General features: G+C 71.0%; 18 protein-coding genes. 7 read left to right on the top strand and 11 right to left on the bottom strand.

Annotated features, from left to right (window positions below; genetic code table 11):
* Nucleotides 1-54 precede the first annotated feature (54 nt).
* From AB0D59_RS38625 to AB0D59_RS38590, 8 genes are all read right to left on the bottom strand, one after another.
* Nucleotides 55-1,755 carry a methylmalonyl-CoA mutase family protein gene (locus tag AB0D59_RS38625; protein ID WP_362575590.1) on the bottom strand — a complete coding sequence of 567 codons (1,701 nt, stop codon included), beginning with the start codon at nucleotides 1,753-1,755 and terminating at the stop codon, nucleotides 55-57.
* Nucleotides 1,756-1,829: 74 nt separating this feature from the next.
* Nucleotides 1,830-2,168: a DUF3817 domain-containing protein gene (locus tag AB0D59_RS38620; RefSeq protein ID WP_362575589.1), complete on the bottom strand. Its 339-nt coding sequence runs from the start codon at nucleotides 2,166-2,168 to the stop codon at nucleotides 1,830-1,832.
* 43 nt (nucleotides 2,169-2,211) lie between these two features.
* On the bottom strand, nucleotides 2,212-2,721 hold the full coding sequence (locus tag AB0D59_RS38615) for a MarR family transcriptional regulator (protein WP_362575587.1): 510 nt from the start codon (nucleotides 2,719-2,721) through the stop codon (nucleotides 2,212-2,214).
* 155 nt (nucleotides 2,722-2,876) lie between these two features.
* The gene (locus AB0D59_RS38610; RefSeq protein WP_362575585.1) at nucleotides 2,877-3,524 is read right to left on the bottom strand and encodes a TetR/AcrR family transcriptional regulator; all 648 of its coding nucleotides are present in this window, start codon (nucleotides 3,522-3,524) and stop codon (nucleotides 2,877-2,879) included.
* Complete coding sequence (locus tag AB0D59_RS38605; protein WP_362575583.1) at nucleotides 3,521-4,201, bottom strand: DUF4166 domain-containing protein; 681 nt, start codon at nucleotides 4,199-4,201, stop codon at nucleotides 3,521-3,523. Before AB0D59_RS38605 ends, AB0D59_RS38610 begins: the two co-directional genes overlap by 4 nt.
* Nucleotides 4,198-4,941, bottom strand: coding sequence for a hypothetical protein (locus AB0D59_RS38600; protein ID WP_362575581.1), 744 nt, complete (start codon nucleotides 4,939-4,941; stop codon nucleotides 4,198-4,200). The genes AB0D59_RS38605 and AB0D59_RS38600 overlap by 4 nt, the downstream gene beginning before the upstream one ends.
* A gap of 161 nt (nucleotides 4,942-5,102) precedes the next feature.
* On the bottom strand, nucleotides 5,103-5,396 hold the full coding sequence (locus AB0D59_RS38595; protein ID WP_362575579.1) for an MTH1187 family thiamine-binding protein: 294 nt from the start codon (nucleotides 5,394-5,396) through the stop codon (nucleotides 5,103-5,105).
* Nucleotides 5,393-5,737, bottom strand: coding sequence for a DUF3817 domain-containing protein (locus AB0D59_RS38590; protein WP_351748489.1), 345 nt, complete (start codon nucleotides 5,735-5,737; stop codon nucleotides 5,393-5,395). Before AB0D59_RS38590 ends, AB0D59_RS38595 begins: the two co-directional genes overlap by 4 nt.
* Nucleotides 5,738-6,057: 320 nt before the next feature.
* Between AB0D59_RS38590 and AB0D59_RS38585 the strand changes: the two genes are divergently transcribed.
* The 4 genes from AB0D59_RS38585 (at nucleotide 6,058) to AB0D59_RS38570 (ending at nucleotide 8,706) form a co-directional block, all read left to right on the top strand.
* Nucleotides 6,058-6,690, top strand: coding sequence for an AIM24 family protein (locus AB0D59_RS38585; RefSeq protein WP_362575623.1), 633 nt, complete (start codon nucleotides 6,058-6,060; stop codon nucleotides 6,688-6,690).
* A gap of 1 nt (nucleotide 6,691) precedes the next feature.
* Nucleotides 6,692-7,342, top strand: a complete 651-nt coding sequence (locus tag AB0D59_RS38580; protein ID WP_362575621.1) for an AIM24 family protein — start codon at nucleotides 6,692-6,694, stop codon at nucleotides 7,340-7,342.
* Nucleotides 7,339-8,136 (top strand): AIM24 family protein, encoded by a 798-nt coding sequence (locus tag AB0D59_RS38575; RefSeq protein WP_362575577.1) that lies wholly within the window; start codon nucleotides 7,339-7,341, stop codon nucleotides 8,134-8,136. The genes AB0D59_RS38580 and AB0D59_RS38575 overlap by 4 nt, the downstream gene beginning before the upstream one ends.
* A gap of 93 nt (nucleotides 8,137-8,229) precedes the next feature.
* On the top strand, nucleotides 8,230-8,706 hold the full coding sequence (locus tag AB0D59_RS38570; RefSeq protein ID WP_362575575.1) for a MarR family transcriptional regulator: 477 nt from the start codon (nucleotides 8,230-8,232) through the stop codon (nucleotides 8,704-8,706).
* Between the two features lie 58 nt (nucleotides 8,707-8,764).
* Here the strand turns inward: AB0D59_RS38570 and AB0D59_RS38565 are convergent, their stop codons facing one another.
* The 3 genes from AB0D59_RS38565 to AB0D59_RS38555 form a co-directional block, all read right to left on the bottom strand.
* On the bottom strand, nucleotides 8,765-9,973 hold the full coding sequence (locus AB0D59_RS38565) for an MFS transporter (protein ID WP_362575573.1): 1,209 nt from the start codon (nucleotides 9,971-9,973) through the stop codon (nucleotides 8,765-8,767).
* Nucleotides 9,974-10,126: 153 nt separating this feature from the next.
* Nucleotides 10,127-11,083 (bottom strand): methylmalonyl Co-A mutase-associated GTPase MeaB, encoded by a 957-nt coding sequence (gene meaB / locus AB0D59_RS38560; protein ID WP_362575571.1) that lies wholly within the window; start codon nucleotides 11,081-11,083, stop codon nucleotides 10,127-10,129.
* A 47-nt stretch (nucleotides 11,084-11,130) separates the two neighbouring features.
* A complete protein-coding gene (locus AB0D59_RS38555) occupies nucleotides 11,131-12,336 on the bottom strand; it encodes an acetyl-CoA C-acetyltransferase (protein ID WP_362575569.1) in 1,206 nt (401 codons plus the stop codon).
* Between the two features lie 179 nt (nucleotides 12,337-12,515).
* Between AB0D59_RS38555 and mce the strand changes: the two genes are divergently transcribed.
* The 3 genes from mce to AB0D59_RS38540 all read left to right on the top strand — a co-directional run bounded on the left by mce (nucleotide 12,516) and on the right by AB0D59_RS38540 (nucleotide 18,158).
* Entirely contained in the window at nucleotides 12,516-12,956 is a 441-nt protein-coding gene (gene mce / locus AB0D59_RS38550; RefSeq protein WP_089098737.1) for a methylmalonyl-CoA epimerase, read from the top strand.
* Nucleotides 12,957-13,178: 222 nt separating this feature from the next.
* On the top strand, nucleotides 13,179-17,027 hold the full coding sequence (gene scy / locus AB0D59_RS38545) for a polarized growth protein Scy (RefSeq protein ID WP_362575567.1): 3,849 nt from the start codon (nucleotides 13,179-13,181) through the stop codon (nucleotides 17,025-17,027).
* A gap of 195 nt (nucleotides 17,028-17,222) precedes the next feature.
* Nucleotides 17,223-18,158, top strand: a complete 936-nt coding sequence (locus tag AB0D59_RS38540) for a cellulose-binding protein (RefSeq protein WP_089098739.1) — start codon at nucleotides 17,223-17,225, stop codon at nucleotides 18,156-18,158.
* Nucleotides 18,159-18,323: the final 165 nt, after the last annotated feature.

Below are 18,323 nucleotides of genomic sequence, written 5' to 3'. Positions count from 1 at the left end.
GAATACGCAGCTCATCACGGTCACCGTACGCGGGTGCCGCCGCCCGCCGACCGGTCAGAACCCCGCCGGCTCCGTGTACACCCCCCACTCGTCCCGCAGCACCCCGCAGATCTCGCCCAGGGTCGCCTCGGCGCGTACGGCTTCGAGCATCGGCCCGATCATGTTGGCCCCGGAGCGGGCGGCGGCGAGCATCGCGTCCAGCGCGGTGCGCACCGCGCCCTCGTCGCGCGCGGTCCGCCGTTCGGCCAGCACCCGCACCTGCTCCCGCTCCACCTCGTGCGAGACCCGCAGGATCTCCAGGTCCCCGGTGACGGAACCGGTGTGCACATTGACGCCGACGACCCGCTTGTCGCCCTTCTCCAGCGACCGCTGGTACTGGAAGGCGGACTCGGCGATCTCCCCGGTGAACCAGCCGTCCTCGATGCCCCGCAGGATCCCGGAGGTGACCGGCCCGATCGGGTGCCGTCCGTCCGGGTGGGCACGCAGCCCGCGCTCCTTGATCTGATCGAAGATCTTCTCGGCGTCGGCCTCGATCCGGTCGGTCAGCTGCTCGATGTACCAGGAACCGCCCAGCGGATCCGCCACGTTGGCGACCCCGGTCTCCTCCATGAGCACCTGCTGGGTGCGCAGCGCGATCTCGGCGGCCTGCTCGCTGGGGAGCGCGAGGGTCTCGTCGAGCGCGTTGGTGTGCAGCGAGTTGGTCCCGCCGAGCACGGCCGCCAGCGCCTCCACGGCCGTACGCACCACGTTGTTGTACGGCTGCTGGGCGGTCAGCGAGACGCCCGCGGTCTGGGTGTGGAAGCGCAGCCACTGCGACTTCTCCGACCGGGACCCGTACACGTCCCGCATCCACCGCGCCCAGATCCGGCGGGCCGCGCGGAACTTGGCGATCTCCTCGAAGAAGTCGACGTGCGCGTCGAAGAAGAAGGAGAGCCCGGGCGCGAAGACGTCGACGTCGAGGCCGCGGCTGAGCCCCAGCTCCACGTATCCGAAGCCGTCCGCGAGGGTGTAGGCCAGCTCCTGGGCGGCCGTCGCCCCGGCCTCACGGATGTGGTAGCCGGAGACGGACAGCGGCTTGTACGCGGGGATGCCGGCCGCGCAGTACTCCATCAGGTCCCCGATGAGCCGCAGATGGGGTTCGGGCTGGAACAGCCACTCCTTCTGGGCGATGTACTCCTTGAAGATGTCGGTCTGGAGCGTGCCGTTGAGCACCGCCGGATCGACGCCCTGCCGCTCGGCAGCGACGAGGTACATGCAGAAGACCGGGACCGCCGGACCGCTGATCGTCATCGACGTCGTGACGTCGCCCAGCGGGATGTCCTTGAACAGGACCTCCATGTCGGCGGCGGAGTCGATGGCCACCCCGCAGTGCCCGACCTCGCCGAGCGAGCGCCGGTCGTCGGAGTCGCGGCCCATGAGGGTCGGCATGTCGAAGGCCACGGACAGACCCCCGCCGCCGTTGGCGAGGATCATCTTGTACCGCTCGTTGGTCTGCTCGGCGTTGCCGAACCCGGCGAACTGGCGGATGGTCCAGGTGCGCCCCCGGTAGCCGGTCGGGTACAGCCCGCGCGTGAAGGGGTACTCCCCCGGCCAGCCGATCCGCTCGAATCCCTCGTAGGTGTCCCCGGCGCGGGGCCCGTACACCGGCTCCACGGGATCCCCGGAGAGCGTGGTGAAGTCCGCGTCCCGCTTGCGGGCCGCGTCGTAGCGGGCCTGCCAGCGTAGGCGGCCCTCCGTGATGGCGTCAGCGTCCATACCCTCGAATTTACTAGGACGTCCTAGTAAATGTCGATGGGGAACCGCCGTACGGGTGTCCGTACGGCGGTGGATCAGACCTTCGCCGCCACCGGGGTGCCCTCGGTGATCTTGGCGTCGAGTTCGCGGGTGACCTTGCGCTCCACGAAGAACGCGGCGGTCGGGACGGTGCCGGCGAGCAGCACCCACAACTGCTTGCCGACCGGCCACTTCGCCTTGGAGCCCAGGTCGAAGGCGAAGACCAGGTAGACGACGTAGAGCCAGCCGTGCGCGATGGCGACGACCCGCGTGAAGTCGGCCGCACCGTCGATGTCCAGCCCGTACTTGGCGATCATGCTCAGGCACAGCAGCACCAGCAGCACACCGGTGACATAGGCCAGGACGCGGTAGCGGGTCAGCACGCTCTTTTTCATGGGGACGAGCGTAACCACCCGTTCCGGGAGATCTTGCCCCGGGTCACACCTCGTCGAAGTCGTGCGCCGAGACCCGCAGCGGACGCAGCATCGCGAAGATCTCCGCGCACTCCTCGGAGTCGTACGCCCCGAGACCGAAGTCCATCGCCATCAGGTCCCGGGTGGCCGCCTCGACGACCTCACGGCCCTTCTCGGTGATCCTGGCGAGCGTGCCGCGCCCGTCGTTGGGGTTGGGCCGCTTGTCCACCAGACCGGACCGCACCAGCCGGTCGACGGTGTTCGTCACGGAGGTCGGGTGCACCATCAGACGCTCGCCGATCTTCGACATCGGCAGCTCACCGGCCTTGGAGAAGGTGAGCAGCACCAGCGCCTCGTAGCGCGCGAACGTCAGCCCGTACGGCTTGACCACCGCGTCGACCTCGGCCAGCAGGATCTGCTGGGCCCGCATGATCGACGTGATCGCGGCCATCGACGGGACGTTTCCCCAGCGCTGCTTCCAGAGGTCGTCGGCACGGGCGATGGGGTCGAAGGGGAGACTGAGAGGCTTCGGCACGCCACCGACCCTACCGGCCGGTCATATACCGGTCAGCCGTGTCTCGGCTTTCGGTCACCTTCGCCACGACACCGCCGCCACGGCCGGCACCACACCGACGCCGGGGGTCGGCTCCGGGGCCCGTCAGGGTCCCGGTACGAAGGCAGCGCCGGTGTCTAGCGGGTGTGGCGGCGCAGGTGGTGGCGGACCGCGCGCTGAGCGACCGGGCCCAGGGACTCCAGCGCGGCCACCAGTGCGCCCAACTGGTCCAGGGCGTCCAGGGCCGCGTGGGCGCCGGAGGCGTCGACGCCCTCGTAGAGCTCGATGCCCACGAAGGACGCGGCGACCGCGCGGGCGAGCCCGGCCGGGTCGGCGAACTCGCCGAACGGTGTCGCCGCCAGGACCCGGACCAGCACCTTCTCGATCTCGGCGATCCACAGCTCGAGGCCGGCCGCGGTGGCGGGGCGGAGCGCCTCGTGGGTCTGGGCGCCGGCCAGCAGCTGCCCGAGCAGGGCGACATGGCCGCCCGCGCGCTCCTCCTCGTGGATCTGCCGCCCCACGGCGAGGAGTTCGGAGAGCGAGCCGACCGCGGCCAGGCGGGGGCGGAACCGGTCGACGGCCTGCCCCGCGCCGTACCGGCAGGCGGCCGCGAGGAGCTCGTCCACGGAGCCGAAGTGGTAGAAGACCAGCGCCTGGTTGACCCCCGCGGCCGCCGCCACCGTACGGGCCGAGGTCTTGGCGATCCCCTGCTCGGTGAGCGTCCGCAGCGCACCCTCCAGCAGCTTGTTCTTCGTCTCCAGGGACTTGGCGGTCTCCGGGCTCACGCGCGCGACTCCTCACGGACCGGCCGCAGCCCCGGCCGCACCCCACAGCGGCCGATGTCGGTGTACGACGCCTCGAAGGAGCCCTGATAGCCGAAGAGCGGACCGAAGTACCGGTTCACGACCCGCACCTGGATACGGAAGCGGCCGGCCCGGTCGTCGTAGGACTCGCGCACCTCCGCGGTGGCACCCGCCAGTTCGGGGACGCGGACGTCCACCGGGCCCTCCCTGAACCGGTGTTCGCCGGAGCGGATGAGCAGGGAGCCGTCGGACTCGGCACGGAGGTGCAGCTCGCTGGCGAGGTGCTGGTGGGTGCCGAGGTAGTCGAGGATGCGGTCGCCCTTGGGGCTGAGCACCATCTGGGCGTCGAAACGGCGGGCACGGCCGGGCAGGTCGAAGGTGCGCACGAAGGTCACCGTCTCACGCCCGTAGGTGTCGACGTAGGGCACGTTCTCGATCACGAACGGAACGTTCCGGCCCGCCTGCGGGACCAGGATGTTACGGGTGGCCCCCAGCGCGAGGAACGGCCTCACGAAGGCCGGCCCGTGCCAGATCCGTTCCATCACACCCCGGCCGGTGCAGGCCTCACCGCTCGCCAGGCCGACCGAGAAGCGCCGTTGGAGCTGCGGGTGCAGCCGGTCGAAGCCGGCGCCCAGCACGGTACGGAACATGGAGGTCACGACTGCCTCCCCAGGGTGCGCAGGACGTGGGGCGCGGTCACCCGGGTCGGTGGGGTGCGCAGGCAACGGCGGGCGGCCGGGGTGGTGGCGAGCGGGGGCGCGAAGAGAGCCAGCGAGAGGGCGACCACGAGGAGGAGCGGGACCAGGAAGGCGACGGCGGGTGAGAGGGCGTCGAGGACCGGCCCCTGACTCAGGCCGGCGGTACAGCCGACGGTCGTCAGTGCGCGGGCCGTCATCTCGGCCAGCCAGTTCCACCGCGCCCGCTCCGGGGTGATCCCGCGCTCCAGCCACAGCCGCAGCCGGTCGAAGGACCAGGCGGTCGCCCACCCCGTCAGCGGGCGCAGGACGGCCCGGTCGGCGAGCGCCCCGAGGCGGCCCCAGCGGGGCCGGTAGTCGTAGCCGGTGAGGAAGCGGACGCCGTCGGAGACCGGGACGTAGCGCCAGTAGCCGCTGCCCTCGGCGAGCAGCGAGAGCGGGTGCGGGGAGGCGAAGCGCAGGGCGGAGGTGCGGGTGCCGTCGGGGCGCTCCTTCTCCCCCGCCGAGATCCCGGTGCCGGCGACCGTGAGGAACGGCAGCACCCGGGTGGCGTAACGGAAACGCTGCGGCTCGCCCGGCACGCGCGCGAGGTACTCGATCTCGGTGAACCTGAGGTCCCAGCGCTGGTGCTGGGCCGGGTCCTGGGTCCGTGCCCACAGTTCGTCGAGGTCGGCGCGGATGTGCGCCTCTATGTAGAGCCCCATTGGTGTCGTACCCCCGTCACCTGGTTCTTCGCTTGTTTTTGAGCGATCGCTCAAACCCTCCGACGGTCACGGTACCCGTTTTTGAGCGATCGCTCAATCGCAGGGCGGAAGAAAACCCCGGCCCTGGAAGGACCGGGGTTCTGACGTCGGGGTGCTGTCGGCTACGGGGCGAGGTACCGCTCGACCGTCTCCACCTTGCTGGTGAGGCCGTCGGTGACACCGGGCCGGATGTCCGCCTTGAGGACCAGGGAGACCCGCGGGGCGCGCGCCTCGACGGCGGCGACGGCACGCTTGACGACGTCCATGACCTCGTCCCACTCGCCCTCGATCGAGGTGAACATGGCGTCGGTGCGGTGGGGCAGCCCGGACTCGCGGACCACCCGGACGGCGTCGGCGACGTACTCCCCCACGTCCTCGCCGACGCCCAGCGGCGTCACGGAAAAGGCGACGATCATGCCTTCACGGCCCCTTCCTGGCGGGCGCGGGCCGCGATGACCGCGTCCTCGGCCTCGCGGCGCAGCTTGCGCTCGGCGAAGAAGCCGCCGGTCGGCAGGACGGAGAGGACGAAGTAGAAGGCGGCGGTCCCCAGCGGCCACTTGGCACGGTTCCAGGCGTCGGCCCAGAAGATCACGTACAGGATGAACAGGACACCGTGGATCGCACCCATCACGGGCACCGCGTTGAAGTCCGTGGTCCGCTTCAGCACCGAGCAGAGGAGGAGGATCAGGAAGGAGACGGCCTCCGGGGCGGAGACCAGGCGGAGGCGGCGGATGGCGGTGGCGGTCTTGATGTCCACGAGTCACCTTCGGTGGGAGAGACGTCCACTCTTTGTGAACGCAAGCACAAACGTCCACCCATTGTGGCAAAGGAGTCTCGCGGTCCCCGCGCGGGGGTGGAGGCTGGGCCCGTTTACGGAGCTCACCGCCCGGGGGGCGACCCGCCTCCCGGAGGCCCGCCCGGCTTCCCGGGATCCGGCGGTCGGACGCCCGGAGACCGGACCTCGCCCAAGATGACCGGCGACCGGCTCCGTGGCCCCCTAAGGGTCGGATCCGGGATGACGTCCACCCCAGGGACCTGTTGGTGGCGTCGGCCTGCGGCTACCTTCGCAGCGTGGCGATGTTCCGACTCCAAGGCAGCAAGGTGCTCGCCGTCGAGATGACCGGGGACGCCGTGAAGGCGAAGAACGGCTCGATGGTCGCGTACGACGGGCAGATGGCGTTCAAGAAACTGAGCGGCGGCGGTGAGGGGCTGCGGGGGATGGTGACCCGGCGGCTCACCGGCGAGCAGATGACGGTGATGGAGGTGAAGGGGCACGGGACGTGCTGGTTCGCGGACCGGGCGTCCGAGATCAACCTGGTCGGCCTCCAGGGCGACAAGCTGTACGTCGAGTCGAGCAACCTGCTCGCGACCGACGCCGGCCTGCGCACCGGCACGACCTTCACCGGCCTGCGCGGCGCCTCCCAGGGCAACGGCCTGTTCACCACCACGGTCGAGGGCCACGGCCAGGCGGCGATCACGTCGGACGGCCCGGCGGTGGTGCTCCGGGTGAGCGCGCAGTATCCGCTGACCGTCGACCCGGGCGCGTACATCGCCCACCAGGGCAACCTCCGCCAGTCCTTCCAGTCAGGTGTGACATTCCGCACGTTGCTCGGAGAGGGCGGCGGCGAGGCCTTCCAGATCCGGTTCGAGGGGGACGGCCTGGTGTACGTGCAGCCGAGCGAGCGGAACACGATCGCGGGGGATGTGTGAGATGGCCCTGCGCGAGGTGAACTCCAAGATGGTCGAGGCGACCGTCATGCCCGGGCAGCGGCTCTACAGCCAGCGCGGGGCGATGCTCGCCTACAAGGGCGAGGTGTCCTTCACACCCAACATCCAGGGCGGCCAGGGCGGGCTGATGTCGATGCTCGGCCGCCGGGTCGCGGGCGAGGCCACCCCGCTGATGACCGTCGAGGGCAGCGGCACGGTGTTCTTCGGGCACGGCGGCCACCACGTCCAGGTCATCACCCTCACGGGCGACACCCTCTACGTCGAGGCGGACCGGCTGCTCGCCTTCGAGGGCACGCTCCAGCAGGGCACGATGTTCATGGGCTCCCAGGGAGGCGTGATGGGCATGGTGCGCGGCCAGGTCACCGGCCAGGGCCTGTTCACGACCACCCTCAAGGGCCAGGGCGCGGTCGCCGTGATGGCCCACGGCGGGGTCTTCGAGATCCCGATCACCCCGCAGCGCCCGGTCCATGTCGACCCGCAGGCCTATGTCGCCCACCACGGCGACGTCCGCAACAAGCTGTCGACCGCGCTCGGCTGGCGGGACATGGTGGGCCGCGGCTCCGGTGAGGCGTTCCAACTGGAGCTCAGCGGAAACGGCACGGTGTACGTCCAGGCGTCGGAGGAGAAGCTGTGAGCGCGTACGGTGCCGCCGGACCGGTCGTCCACGACCCCATGACCCTCCCCGTCGACGACAACGTCAACAAGTACACCTTCTGCGTGGAGCTCAGGAGCGGCCAGTGGTTCCTGCAGAAGGGGAAGATGATCGCCTACTACGGCTCGATCGACTTCAACGGCGTCGGACACGGGCGTCTGGACCGTCTCGTCCGTACTTCCTTCCATTCGCCTCTGCACGCGAGCGACTGGGTGGTGGCGGAGGGCTCGGGCAAGATGCTCCTCGCCGACCGGGCCTTCGACGTCAATTCGTACGATCTGGAGGATGGCAACCTGACCATTCGCTCCGGCAACCTGCTCGCTTTTCAGCCAAGTCTCGCGCTCAAACAGTCGATCGTGCCAGGTTTTCTGACCCTTATCGGAACCGGAAAGTTTGTGGCCGCGTCCAACGGTCCGGTGGTGTTCATGGAACCCCCGATCCGGGTGGACCCGCAGGCACTCGTGGGATGGGCCGACTGCCCCTCCCCCTGCCACCACTACGACCACGGTTACATGACAGGCGTGATGGGCGGTCTACGTGCGATGACAGGCCTCGGCGGGGCCTCTGGGGAGGAGCACCAGTTCGAGTTCGTAGGGGCCGGTACGGTGCTGCTCCAGTCCACCGAGACCCTGATGGCGGAGCAGGCCACGGGAGCGGTTCCACATGAGCCCGGAGTACCCGGCGGGAGCGGGCCTTTCACAGGTCATTCACAGCAATCCGGCACACCGCGCCTTCCCGGACAGCTGGGGGACCTGCAACGTCGCTTCGGGCTGTGAGCGGTAGTCTGCGGAGTGTGACATCGAACGCGTGCGCGCAGTCACACCACCCTCACTAGTTCGCCTTTCAACAATTTTAGGTAGACTTCATACATGGAGACCGAGACGGCCACGCGCTGGCTGACCGATGCGGAGCAGTGCGCCTGGCGCACCCACCTGGAGGTCAACAGGCTGTTGACGTACCAGCTCGAAAGGGATCTGCAACCGTTCGGCCTGACAATGAATGACTACGAGATCCTGGTGAATCTGTCCGAGTCCGAGGACTACCGGCTGCGGATGAGCGACCTCGCGGCGGCGACGCTCCAGTCCAAGAGCCGGCTCTCGCACCAGATCACCCGTATGGAGAACGCGGACCTGGTCCGCCGGGAGAACTGCGAGTCCGACCGCCGCGGACTGTTCGCCGTCCTCACCGAGCACGGCATGGAGACGATGAAGAAGGTGGCGCCACATCATGTCGCCTCCGTGCGACGGCACTTCATCGACTTGCTGTCGCCGGAGGCACTCATAGAGCTCGACAAGGGCCTGAAGCCGATCGCCGAACACCTGCGGGGGCAGCGCGGGCGCCCGTGACGGCGAACGGCTCCTGACGGCGGCGGACAAGGGTTCAGGTCTCGTCCGCCGTCCCTCGTCAGGGGCGTAGCCGGGTGACCGCCGCCACTGCTGCCGCGGAGGTCAGGGCCGTGGCTCCTGCGAGGGCGAAGCAGAGTCCCACCGGCAGGTGTCCGAGTGCCAGCCCGGCCGCCACCGAGCCCCCCGAACTTCCGGCGTTCACCGCCGCGTTCACCCACGCCCCGGCCCGGGTCCGTGCGGACTCGCCCGCCATCTCGTCGGCCAGCAGGTACGCCGTCGTCAGGGTCGGCGCCACGAACACGCCCGTGGCCGTCATGGCCAGGGCCAGGGTCCAGCCACCGGGGGCCGGCCCGGCGAGGGCCAGCGCCGACCCCAGGGCCACCGTCAGCCATGCCAGCCGTTCGGCGGCCGGGAGGTGCCAGTCCACCGCCCCGTTCAGCAGGCCTCCCACCGCGCTGCCCACCGAGAGCGCGGCCAGGACCCAGGCGACGACCTCCGTGCCGTACGACCGCTGCTCGGCGAAGGCCATCACCAGCAGGTCGGCACCGCTCAGGGCGAGCCCCAGGCCGGCGGCCGCGACCACGGGGGCCGCCGGGAAACGCCCGGGCGGGCCGCCGGCCTGCCGCTTCGAGGGAGCCGCGTCCCGCACCGCGGGTGACATCACGAACGCGCAGGTGCCGGCCAGCATGAGCACCGCGCTCAGCAGCAGCCCGGCCGGCGGCGGACCGAAGCGCAGCAGCAGGCCGACCAGCGCCGGGCCGGTCACGAACAGCAGTTCCTCGGCGACCCCGTCCAGGCTGTAGGCCCGCCGGAGCAGCGCCGGGTCGTCGACCAGGCGGCCCCACACCGCCCGCATGGTGGGGCCGAGGGGTGGCGCGACGCAGCCGGAGAGGGCAGCGGTGACGGCGAGCGCCGTCGGCGGGGCGCCCGGGCGCCAGGTCAGGGCCGCGAGCAGGCAGAGCACGGCGCTGTAGAGGGCCGCCATGGGGGGCAGGGCCCGCCGGGGGCCGTATCGGTCCACCAAGGTCGCCCGGACCGGCAGCAGGACGACCGCGAAGCCGCCGAAGAGGGCCATCACCAGCCCCGTCACGGCGTAGGAACCGGTCGCGCGGGTCACGGACAGCAGGACGGACAGGGAGACGGTGCCGTAGGCGAGGCGGGCCGCGAGGGCGGCGAGGACAGTGCGGCGCGCGTGCGGGACGCGCAGGACGGCGGCGTACGACGGTCGCCGGGCAGGTGAAGGGCGCGATGAAGTCAGCGCGGACATGGGTCGGTTCCTCGGTCGGAGGCGGAAGAGGGGGACACCTGTGCGCGCCACGGCACGGGACATGAAGGTGCCGGGGGCGCGGGGTGCCCGCTTACGCCAAGGAGAGGAACATGCGGGTCAAAATAGCAGCCGGGGCCGTCGGAACGGTCGGGGTCAGTTCTCCGTCAGGCCCGCCACCAGTTCGTCCGCCGCGCGGTACGGGTCCAGTTCGCCGGCCACGATGCGGTCCGCGAGTGCGTCGACGTGGCGGTCCCCGTGCAGGTCGCCGATGCGTGCGCGCAGCGCCGTCACCGCGATGGTCTCGACCTCGCGGGCGGCGCGGGCCAGTCGGCGTTCCGCCAGGACGCCCCGCTCCTCCATCCACGCGCGGTGCTTCTCCAGGGCCTCGACCAGCTCGTCGATGCCCTCCGCGCGCGCGGCGACCGTCTTGACGATCGGGGCGCGCCAGTCACCGGGACCCCGGGACTCGCCGAGGCCCAGCATGTGGTTCAGCTCGCGGGCGGTGGCGTCCGCGCCGTCCCGGTCTGCCTTGTTGACCACGTACACGTCGCCGATCTCCAGGATTCCGGCCTTCGCCGCCTGGATGCCGTCGCCCATCCCGGGGGCCAGCAGGACGACGGACGTGTCCGCCTGGGAGGCGATCTCCACCTCCGACTGGCCCACGCCGACCGTCTCGACGATGACCACGTCGCAGCCCGCCGCGTCCAGTACGCGGATGGCCTGGGGGGCCGCCCAGGCCAGGCCGCCGAGGTGGCCCCGCGTGGCCATCGAGCGGATGTAGACGCCGGGGTCCGAGGCGTGGTCGGACATGCGGACGCGGTCGCCCAGCAGAGCGCCTCCGGAGAACGGCGAGGACGGGTCGACGGCCAGCACACCGACTCGTTTGCCCTGTTTGCGATAGGCGGTCACCAGAGCCGAGGTGGAGGTCGACTTGCCGACCCCGGGGGAGCCCGTGAGGCCGACCACATACGCGTTGCCGGTCAACGGCGCGAGTGCCGCCATGACCTCCCTGAGCTGCGGGGACGCCCCCTCCACCAGTGAGATCAGCCGGGCCACCGCACGCGGTCGGCCCTCCCTGGCCTGGGCCACCAGTGAGGAGACGTCCTGCATCACAGCTCCGTTCACTTCCGTTCGCTCAGAGAAACAGAGAAACGCACTCAGGCCTTCGGTACCCGCACGATCAGCGCGTCACCCTGGCCGCCGCCACCGCACAGCGCCGCCGCGCCGACCCCGCCGCCGCGCCGCTTGAGCTCCAGCGCCAGATGCAGGACGAGGCGGGCGCCGGACATGCCGATGGGGTGGCCCAGGGCGATGGCACCGCCGTTGACGTTCACCGTTTCGGTGGACACTCCGAGGTCCTTCATTGACTGCACGGCGACCGCGGCGAAGGCCTCGTTGATCTCGATGAGGTCCAGGTCGCCGACCTCCAGGCCCTCCTTCTTCAGGGCGTGCCGGATGGCGTTGGACGGCTGGGACTGGAGGGAGTTGTCCGGTCCTGCCACGTTGCCGTGCGCGCCGATCTCGGCGAGCCACGTGAGGCCCAGCTCCTCGGCCTTGGCCTTGCTCATCACGACCACGGCCGCCGCGCCGTCCGAGATCTGCGAGGCGGAGCCGGCCGTGATCGTGCCGTCCCGGGTGAACGCGGGCCGCAGCCTGCCCAGCGACTCGGCCGTGGTGTCGCCGCGGATACCCTCGTCCTTGCTGAAGACGACCGGCTCGCCCTTGCGCTGCGGGATCTCGACCGGGGTGATCTCGGCCTCGAAGACGCCGTTCTTCTGCGCGGCGGCGGCCCGCTGGTGGGACAGGGCGGCGATCTCGTCCTGCTCGGGGCGGAGGATGCCCAGGCGCGTGTTGTGCTTCTCCGTCGACTCGCCCATGGCGATGTTCTCGAAGGCGTCGGTGAGACCGTCGTACGCCATCGCGTCGAGCATCTCGATGGCACCGTACTTGAAGCCCTCGCGGGACTTCGGGAGCAGGTGCGGGGCGTTGGTCATGGACTCCTGGCCGCCCGCGACCACGATGTCGAACTCGCCGGCGCGGATCAGCTGGTCGGCCAGGGCGATGGCGTCGAGGCCGGAGAGACAGACCTTGTTGATGGTGAGCGCCGGGACGCTCATCGGGATGCCGGCCTTCACGGCGGCCTGCCGGGCCGGGATCTGGCCCGCGCCGGCCTGGAGCACCTGGCCCATGATCACGTACTGCACCTGGTCGCCGCCGATCCCCGCACGGTCGAGGGCGGCCTTGATCGCGAAGCCGCCGAGGTCGGCCCCGGAGAAGGACTTCAGCGAGCCCAGCAGTCGTCCCATGGGCGTCCGTGCGCCCGCGACGATCACTGAGGTGGTTCCAGCGGTTCCAGAAGTCATGAGCTGCGAATCCCCTTACCGGCTGCACTGCCGAGGAGTGAACGAGTGGGGGGTCTGGGGGATCCCCCCAGTTGAGGGTGTTCTTCGAATGTATTGCGTGGCACTCCGTGCCGTCATCGGGCCGTCAGTGTGATCGCTGGCACGTTGCGTAACCATCGCCGTGACGCTGCACTGAATCCATGCTGACGCGAATCGACCACATCGGGATCGCCTGCCACGACCTCGACGCGACCGTCGAGTTCTACCGGGCGACATACGGCTTCGAGGTGTTCCACACCGAGGTCAACGAGGAGCAGGGCGTGCGGGAGGCCATGCTCAAGATCAACGAGACATCCGACGGAGGCGCCTCCTACCTGCAGCTTCTGGAACCGACCCGGGAGGACTCGGCGGTCGGCAAGTGGCTCGCGAAGAACGGCGAGGGGGTGCACCACATCGCCTTCGGTACGGCGGATGTGGACGGTGACGCCGCGGACATCCGCGCCAAGGGCGTACGCGTTCTGTACGAGGAGCCACGGATCGGCTCCATGGGGTCGCGGATCACCTTCCTGCACCCGAAAGATTGCCACGGAGTACTGACAGAACTGGTCACTTCGGCGGCCGTTGAGTCACCTGAGCACTGACCCTCGTACATATGGGCCGGTAGGGTTGGGGGCGGTCGTCCCTTCGCATGTTCGCAGGGCCGGGGCGGCCGCATGCCGGGGTCCGGGTTTCGGGGGACGAGCGTCGGGGCAGCAGCCCGTGCTCCGCCGTTGATCTGACACCATTCCCCGGGGGCCCCGTTCGGCGGATGGACGGAGCTCGTTCGGAGAAGGTTGCGACCAGGGGACGGATGGGACCGCGCAGTGCGGGGCTACGAGAGCCAGGAGCGAGAGCCGGCGGCTGACGTCGACCACCTCTCTCGGTTCGAGGCCGAGATGAAACGGCTGAAGACCGAGCGGGAAAAGGCGATCCAGCATGCCGAGGACCTCGGCTACCAGGTCGAGGTGCTGCGCGCCAAGTTGCACGAGGCGCGCCGCACCATCATGTCCCGGCCCGCGTTCGACGGCGGTGACATCGGCTATCACGCCGAGCAGCTGCTGCGGAACGCCCAGGTGCAGGCCGACCAGATCCGCCAGGAGGCGGAGCGGGTGGCCGCGGAGGCCCGGGCGCAGACCCAGCGCATCCTCCAGGAACATGCCGAGCAGGCCGCGCGGCTCCAGGCCGAGCTGCACCAGGAGGCGGTGACCCGCCGCCAGCAGCTGGACCAGGAGCTGGCCGAGCGCCGGCAGACCGTCGAGTCGCACGTCAACGAGAACGTGGCGTGGGCCGAGCAGCTGCGGGCCCGGACCGAGTCCCAGGCCCGGCGGCTGCTCGACGAGTCGCGGGCCGAGGCCGAGCAGGCCATGACCGCCGCCCGTGCCGAGGCCGAGCGGCTGGCCACCGAGGCCCGGCAGCGGGTCACCAGCGACGCCGAGGCGGCCCGCGCGGAGGCCGAGCAGCTGCTGCTGCGCGCCCGCCGGGACGCCGAGCGGCTGCTGAACGCCGCGTCCACGCAGGCCCAGGAGGCCACCGACCACGCGGAGCAGCTGCGCAGCTCCACCGCGACGGAGTCGGACACGGCACGCCGGCAGGCCGGTGAGCTGAGCCGGGCCGCCGAGCAGCGCATCGCGGAGGCCGAGGAGGCGCTGCGCAAGGCGCAGTCCGAGGCCGAGAAGCTGGTCACCGAGGCCGAGGCGAGCGCCACGAAGGCCCTGGCCAGCGCCGAGGCCACCAACGAGCAGCGCACCCGCACGGCAAAAGAGCAGGTCGCCCGGCTGGTCAGCGAGGCCACCAAGGACGCCGAGGCCACCAAGGCGAGCGCCGAGCAGGTCGTCGCGGACGCCAGGGCCGAGGCCGAGAAGATCATCGCGGAGGCCTCCGAGAAGGCCCGCACCCTGACCGCCGAGGAGAGCGCCTCCCAGCTGTCCAAGGCCGCCAAGACCGCCGAGGACGTCCTGAACAGGGCGGCCGAGGAGGCCAAGCGCACCACCAAGGCCGCCGCCGAGGAGGCCGAGCGGATCCGCACCGAGGCGGAGACCGAGGCGGACCGGCTGCGCGCCGAGGCGCACGACATCGCCGAGCAGCTCAAGGGCACGGCGAAGGACGACACCAAGGAGTACCGCGCCAAGACGGTCGAGCTGCAGGAGGAGGCCCGCCGGTTGCGCGGCGAGGCCGAGCAGCTGCGTTCCGACGCGGTCGCCGAGGGCGAGTCGATCCGCGCCGAGGCCCGGCGCGAGGCCGTGCAGCAGATCGAGGAGGGGGCCAGGTCCGCCGAGGAGCTGCTCGCCAAGGCCAAGGCCGACGCGGACGAGCTGCGGCAGACCGCCACCACGGACAGCGAGAAGGTCCGCACCGAGGCCATCGAGCGCGCGACCACGCTGCGCCGGCAGGCCGAGGAGACCCTGGAGCGCACCCGCCAGGAGGCCGACCGGCACCGCACCGAGGTCCTGGAGCAGTCCGAGGCTCTCAAGGAGGACGCCGAGCGGGCCGCGCGCGAGCTGCGCGAGGAGACCGAGCGGGGCGTGGAGGCCCGGCGCGCGGAGGCCGCCGAGGAGCTGACCCGGCTGCACACCGAGGCCGAGGAGCGGTTCGCAAACGCCGAGCAGGCGCTCACCGAGGCCCGTGAGGAGGCCGGCCGGATCCGCCGGGAGGCCGGCGAGGAGACCGACCGGCTGCGCTCCGAGGCCGCCGAACGCATCCGCACGCTCCAGCAGCAGGCCGAGACCGAGGCCCAGCGGCTGCGCGACGAGGCCGCCGGCGACGCGTCCGCGTCCCGCGCGGAGGGCGAGACCATCGCCGTACGACTGCGGTCCGAGGCCGCGGCCGAGGCGGAGCGGCTCAAGCAGGAGGCCCAGGACACCGCCGACCGGGTCCGCGCCGAGGCGCAGGCGGCGGCCGAGCGGCTGTCCACCGAGGCGTCCGAGACGCTGGCCGCCGCCCAGGAGGAGGCCACCCGGCGGCGGCGGGAGGCCGAGGACCTGCTCGGCTCCGCCCGTCAGGAGGCCGACCAGGAGCGCGAGCGGGCCCGCGAGCAGAGCGAGGAGCTGCTCGCCTCCGCGCGCAACCGCGTCGAGGAGGCGCAGGCCGAGGCGGTACGGCTGGTCGAGGAGGCCGACCGGCGGGCCACCGAGATGGTGTCCGCGGCCGAGCAGCATGCCCAGCAGGTGCGTGACTCGGTCTCGGGGCTGCACGAGCAGGCCCAGGAGGAGATCGCCGGGCTGCGTTCGGCCGCCGAGCATGTGGCGGACCGGACCCGCCGGGAGGCCGAGGAGGAGTCGGACCGGGTCCGCGCGGACGCCTATGCCGAGCGGGAGCGGGCCAGCGAGGACGCGACCCGGATCCGCCGCGAGGCCGCGGAGGCGTCCGAGGCGGCGAAGGCGCTGGCCGAGCGGACCGTGGGCGACGCCATGGCGGAGTCCGAGCGGCTGCGTTCGGAGGCGTCCGCGCACGCCCAGCGGGTGCGCACCGAGGCCTCCGACAGCATCGCGCAGGCCGAGCAGGACGCCACGCGTGCGCGTGGCGAGGCCCGGGAGGACGCCAACCGCATCCGCTCGGACGCGGCGACCCAGGCGGACACCCTCATCACCGAGGCCCGCAACGAGGCCGAGCGGCTGCAGAACGAGACCATCGCCGAGGCCGACCGCGTCCGCGCGGACGCCATCGCCAAGGCGGAGAAGCTGATCGCGGACGCCTCCGGGGACGCGGAGCGGCTGCGGGCCGAGGCCGCCGAGACCGTCGGCTCCGCCCAGCTGCACGCCGAGCGGACCCGCAGCGACGCCGAGCGACTCAAGGCGGACGCGGAGGCGGAGGCCGAACGCATGCTCAACGCCGCCCGTGAGGAGGCCGACCGCACCCTCGACGACGCCCGCAGCGACGCCAACAAACGGCGTCAGGACGTGGCCGAGCAGGTCGACACCCTCATCAACGAGACGACCGCCGAGGCCGACAAGCTGCTCAACGAGGCCCAGCAGCAGGCCCGCAAGACCACCGCGGACGCCGAGGCGCAGGCCGACAGCATGGTCGGCGCGTCCCGCAAGGAGGCCGACCGGCTGGTGTCCGAGGCCACGGTCGAGGGCAACTCGCTGGTGGAAAAGGCCCGTACGGACGCGGACGAGCTGCTCGTCGGCGCCCGCCGGGACGCCACCGCCATAAGGGAGCGGGCGGAGGAGCTGCACGACCGCATCACCAACGAGATCGAGGAGCTGCACGAGCGGGCCCGCCGCGAGGCCGCCGAGACCATGAAGTCCACCGGCGACCGCTGCGACGCGCTCATCAAGGCCGCCGAGGAACAGCTCGCCAAGGCCCAGGCCAAGGCCAAGGACCTGGTCTCGGAGGCCAGCTCCGAGGCGGGCAAGGTCCGTATCGCCGCCGTCAAGAAGGCGGAGGGGCTGCTCAAGGAGGCCGAGCAGAAGAAGGCCACGCTCGTCCGGGAGGCCGAGGAGCTCAAGGCCGAGGCGATCCGCGAGGCCCGGGCCACGGTCGACGCCGGCAAGCGCGAACTGGAGATCCTGGAGCGCCGCCGCGAGAACATCAACGGCGAGATCTCCCGTGTCCAGGACGTCCTGGAGGCGTTGGAATCCTTCGAGACCCCGTCGTCCAACAAGGACGGCGGAGTCAAGGCGGGCAGTACGGTGGGTGCCCCTCGATCGGGTGGCAAGTCGTCAGAAAGCTAGAGACCAGTGCCGGTTCTGTAGTGTTCTGGGGCTTTTGACCGAACCTTTGGCAGAGGCTTTGGCAAGCGATCTCACAGCTAGCCACCCAAAAGGGGTGTCATTCTCCAGATCAAACACGTATCCGCTCGATGACACACCGCTTCGGCCCCTAGGATTCCACCTATCACCTCACCGGTCTCACTCGACAGGAACCCCATGAGCGACACTTCCCCCTACGGCTTCGAGCTTGTGCGGCGTGGGTACGACCGCGCTCAGGTGGACGAACGCATCTCGAAGCTCGTCTCCGACCGTGACAGCGCTCTGGCCCGTATCACCGCTCTCGAGAAGCGCATCGAGGAGCTCCACCTCGAAACGCAGAACGCCCAGGCCCAGGTCACCGACGCTGAGCCGTCGTACGCCGGTCTCGGCGCGCGTGTCGAGAAGATCCTCCGCCTCGCCGAGGAGGAGGCCAAGGACCTGCGCGAGGAGGCCCGCCGGGCGGCCGAGCAGCACCGCGAGCTCGCCGAGTCGGCGGCCCAGCAGGTGCGCAACGACGCAGAATCGTTCGCTGCGGAGCGCAAGGCCAAGGCCGAGGACGAGGGCGTCCGGATCGTCGAGAAGGCCAAGAGCGACGCCTCCCAGCTGCGCTCCGAGGCGCAGAAGGACGCGCAGTCCAAGCGTGAGGAGGCGGACGCCCTCTTCGAGGAGACCCGCGCGAAGGCCGCGCAGGCCGCCGCCGACTTCGAGACCAACCTCGCCAAGCGCCGCGAGCAGTCCGAGCGTGACCTCGCCTCGCGTCAGCAGAAGGCCGAGAAGCGCCTGGCCGAGATCGAGCACCGCGCGGAGCAGCTGCGCCTCGAGGCGGAGAAGCTGCGCACCGACGCGGAGCGCCGGGCGCGTCAGACCGTCGAGACGGCTCAGCGTCAGGCCGAGGACATCGTCGCGGACGCGAACGCCAAGGCCGACCGGATCCGCTCGGAATCCGAGCGTGAGCTGGCCGCGCTGACCAACCGCCGCGACAGCATCAACGCCCAGCTGACCAACGTCCGCGAGATGCTGGCCACGCTGACCGGTGCGGCGGTCGCCGCCGCGAGCTCTCCGGCGGAGGACGAGCCGATCTCCCGTGGGGTTCCGGCTCAGCAGTCCCGGTAAGCGCTGACTGGTAACGACCGACGTTCAAAGACCCGCATGCCCTTCGGGGGGTGCGGGCCTTTGTCGTGCGGGTGCGGGTGAGATGTGGTCCCTCGCGCAGTTCCCCGCGCCCCTGAAGGGGCGCCAGGTGCCCGCCCCTGAAAGGGGCGCGGGGCACTGCGCGAC

The organism is Streptomyces sp. NPDC048417, assembly GCF_040651615.1.
Lineage (GTDB): Bacteria > Actinomycetota > Actinomycetes > Streptomycetales > Streptomycetaceae > Streptomyces.
The sequence above is the reverse complement of the archived record's forward strand: the minus strand, read 5'-3'. Positions and strand labels throughout refer to the sequence as shown.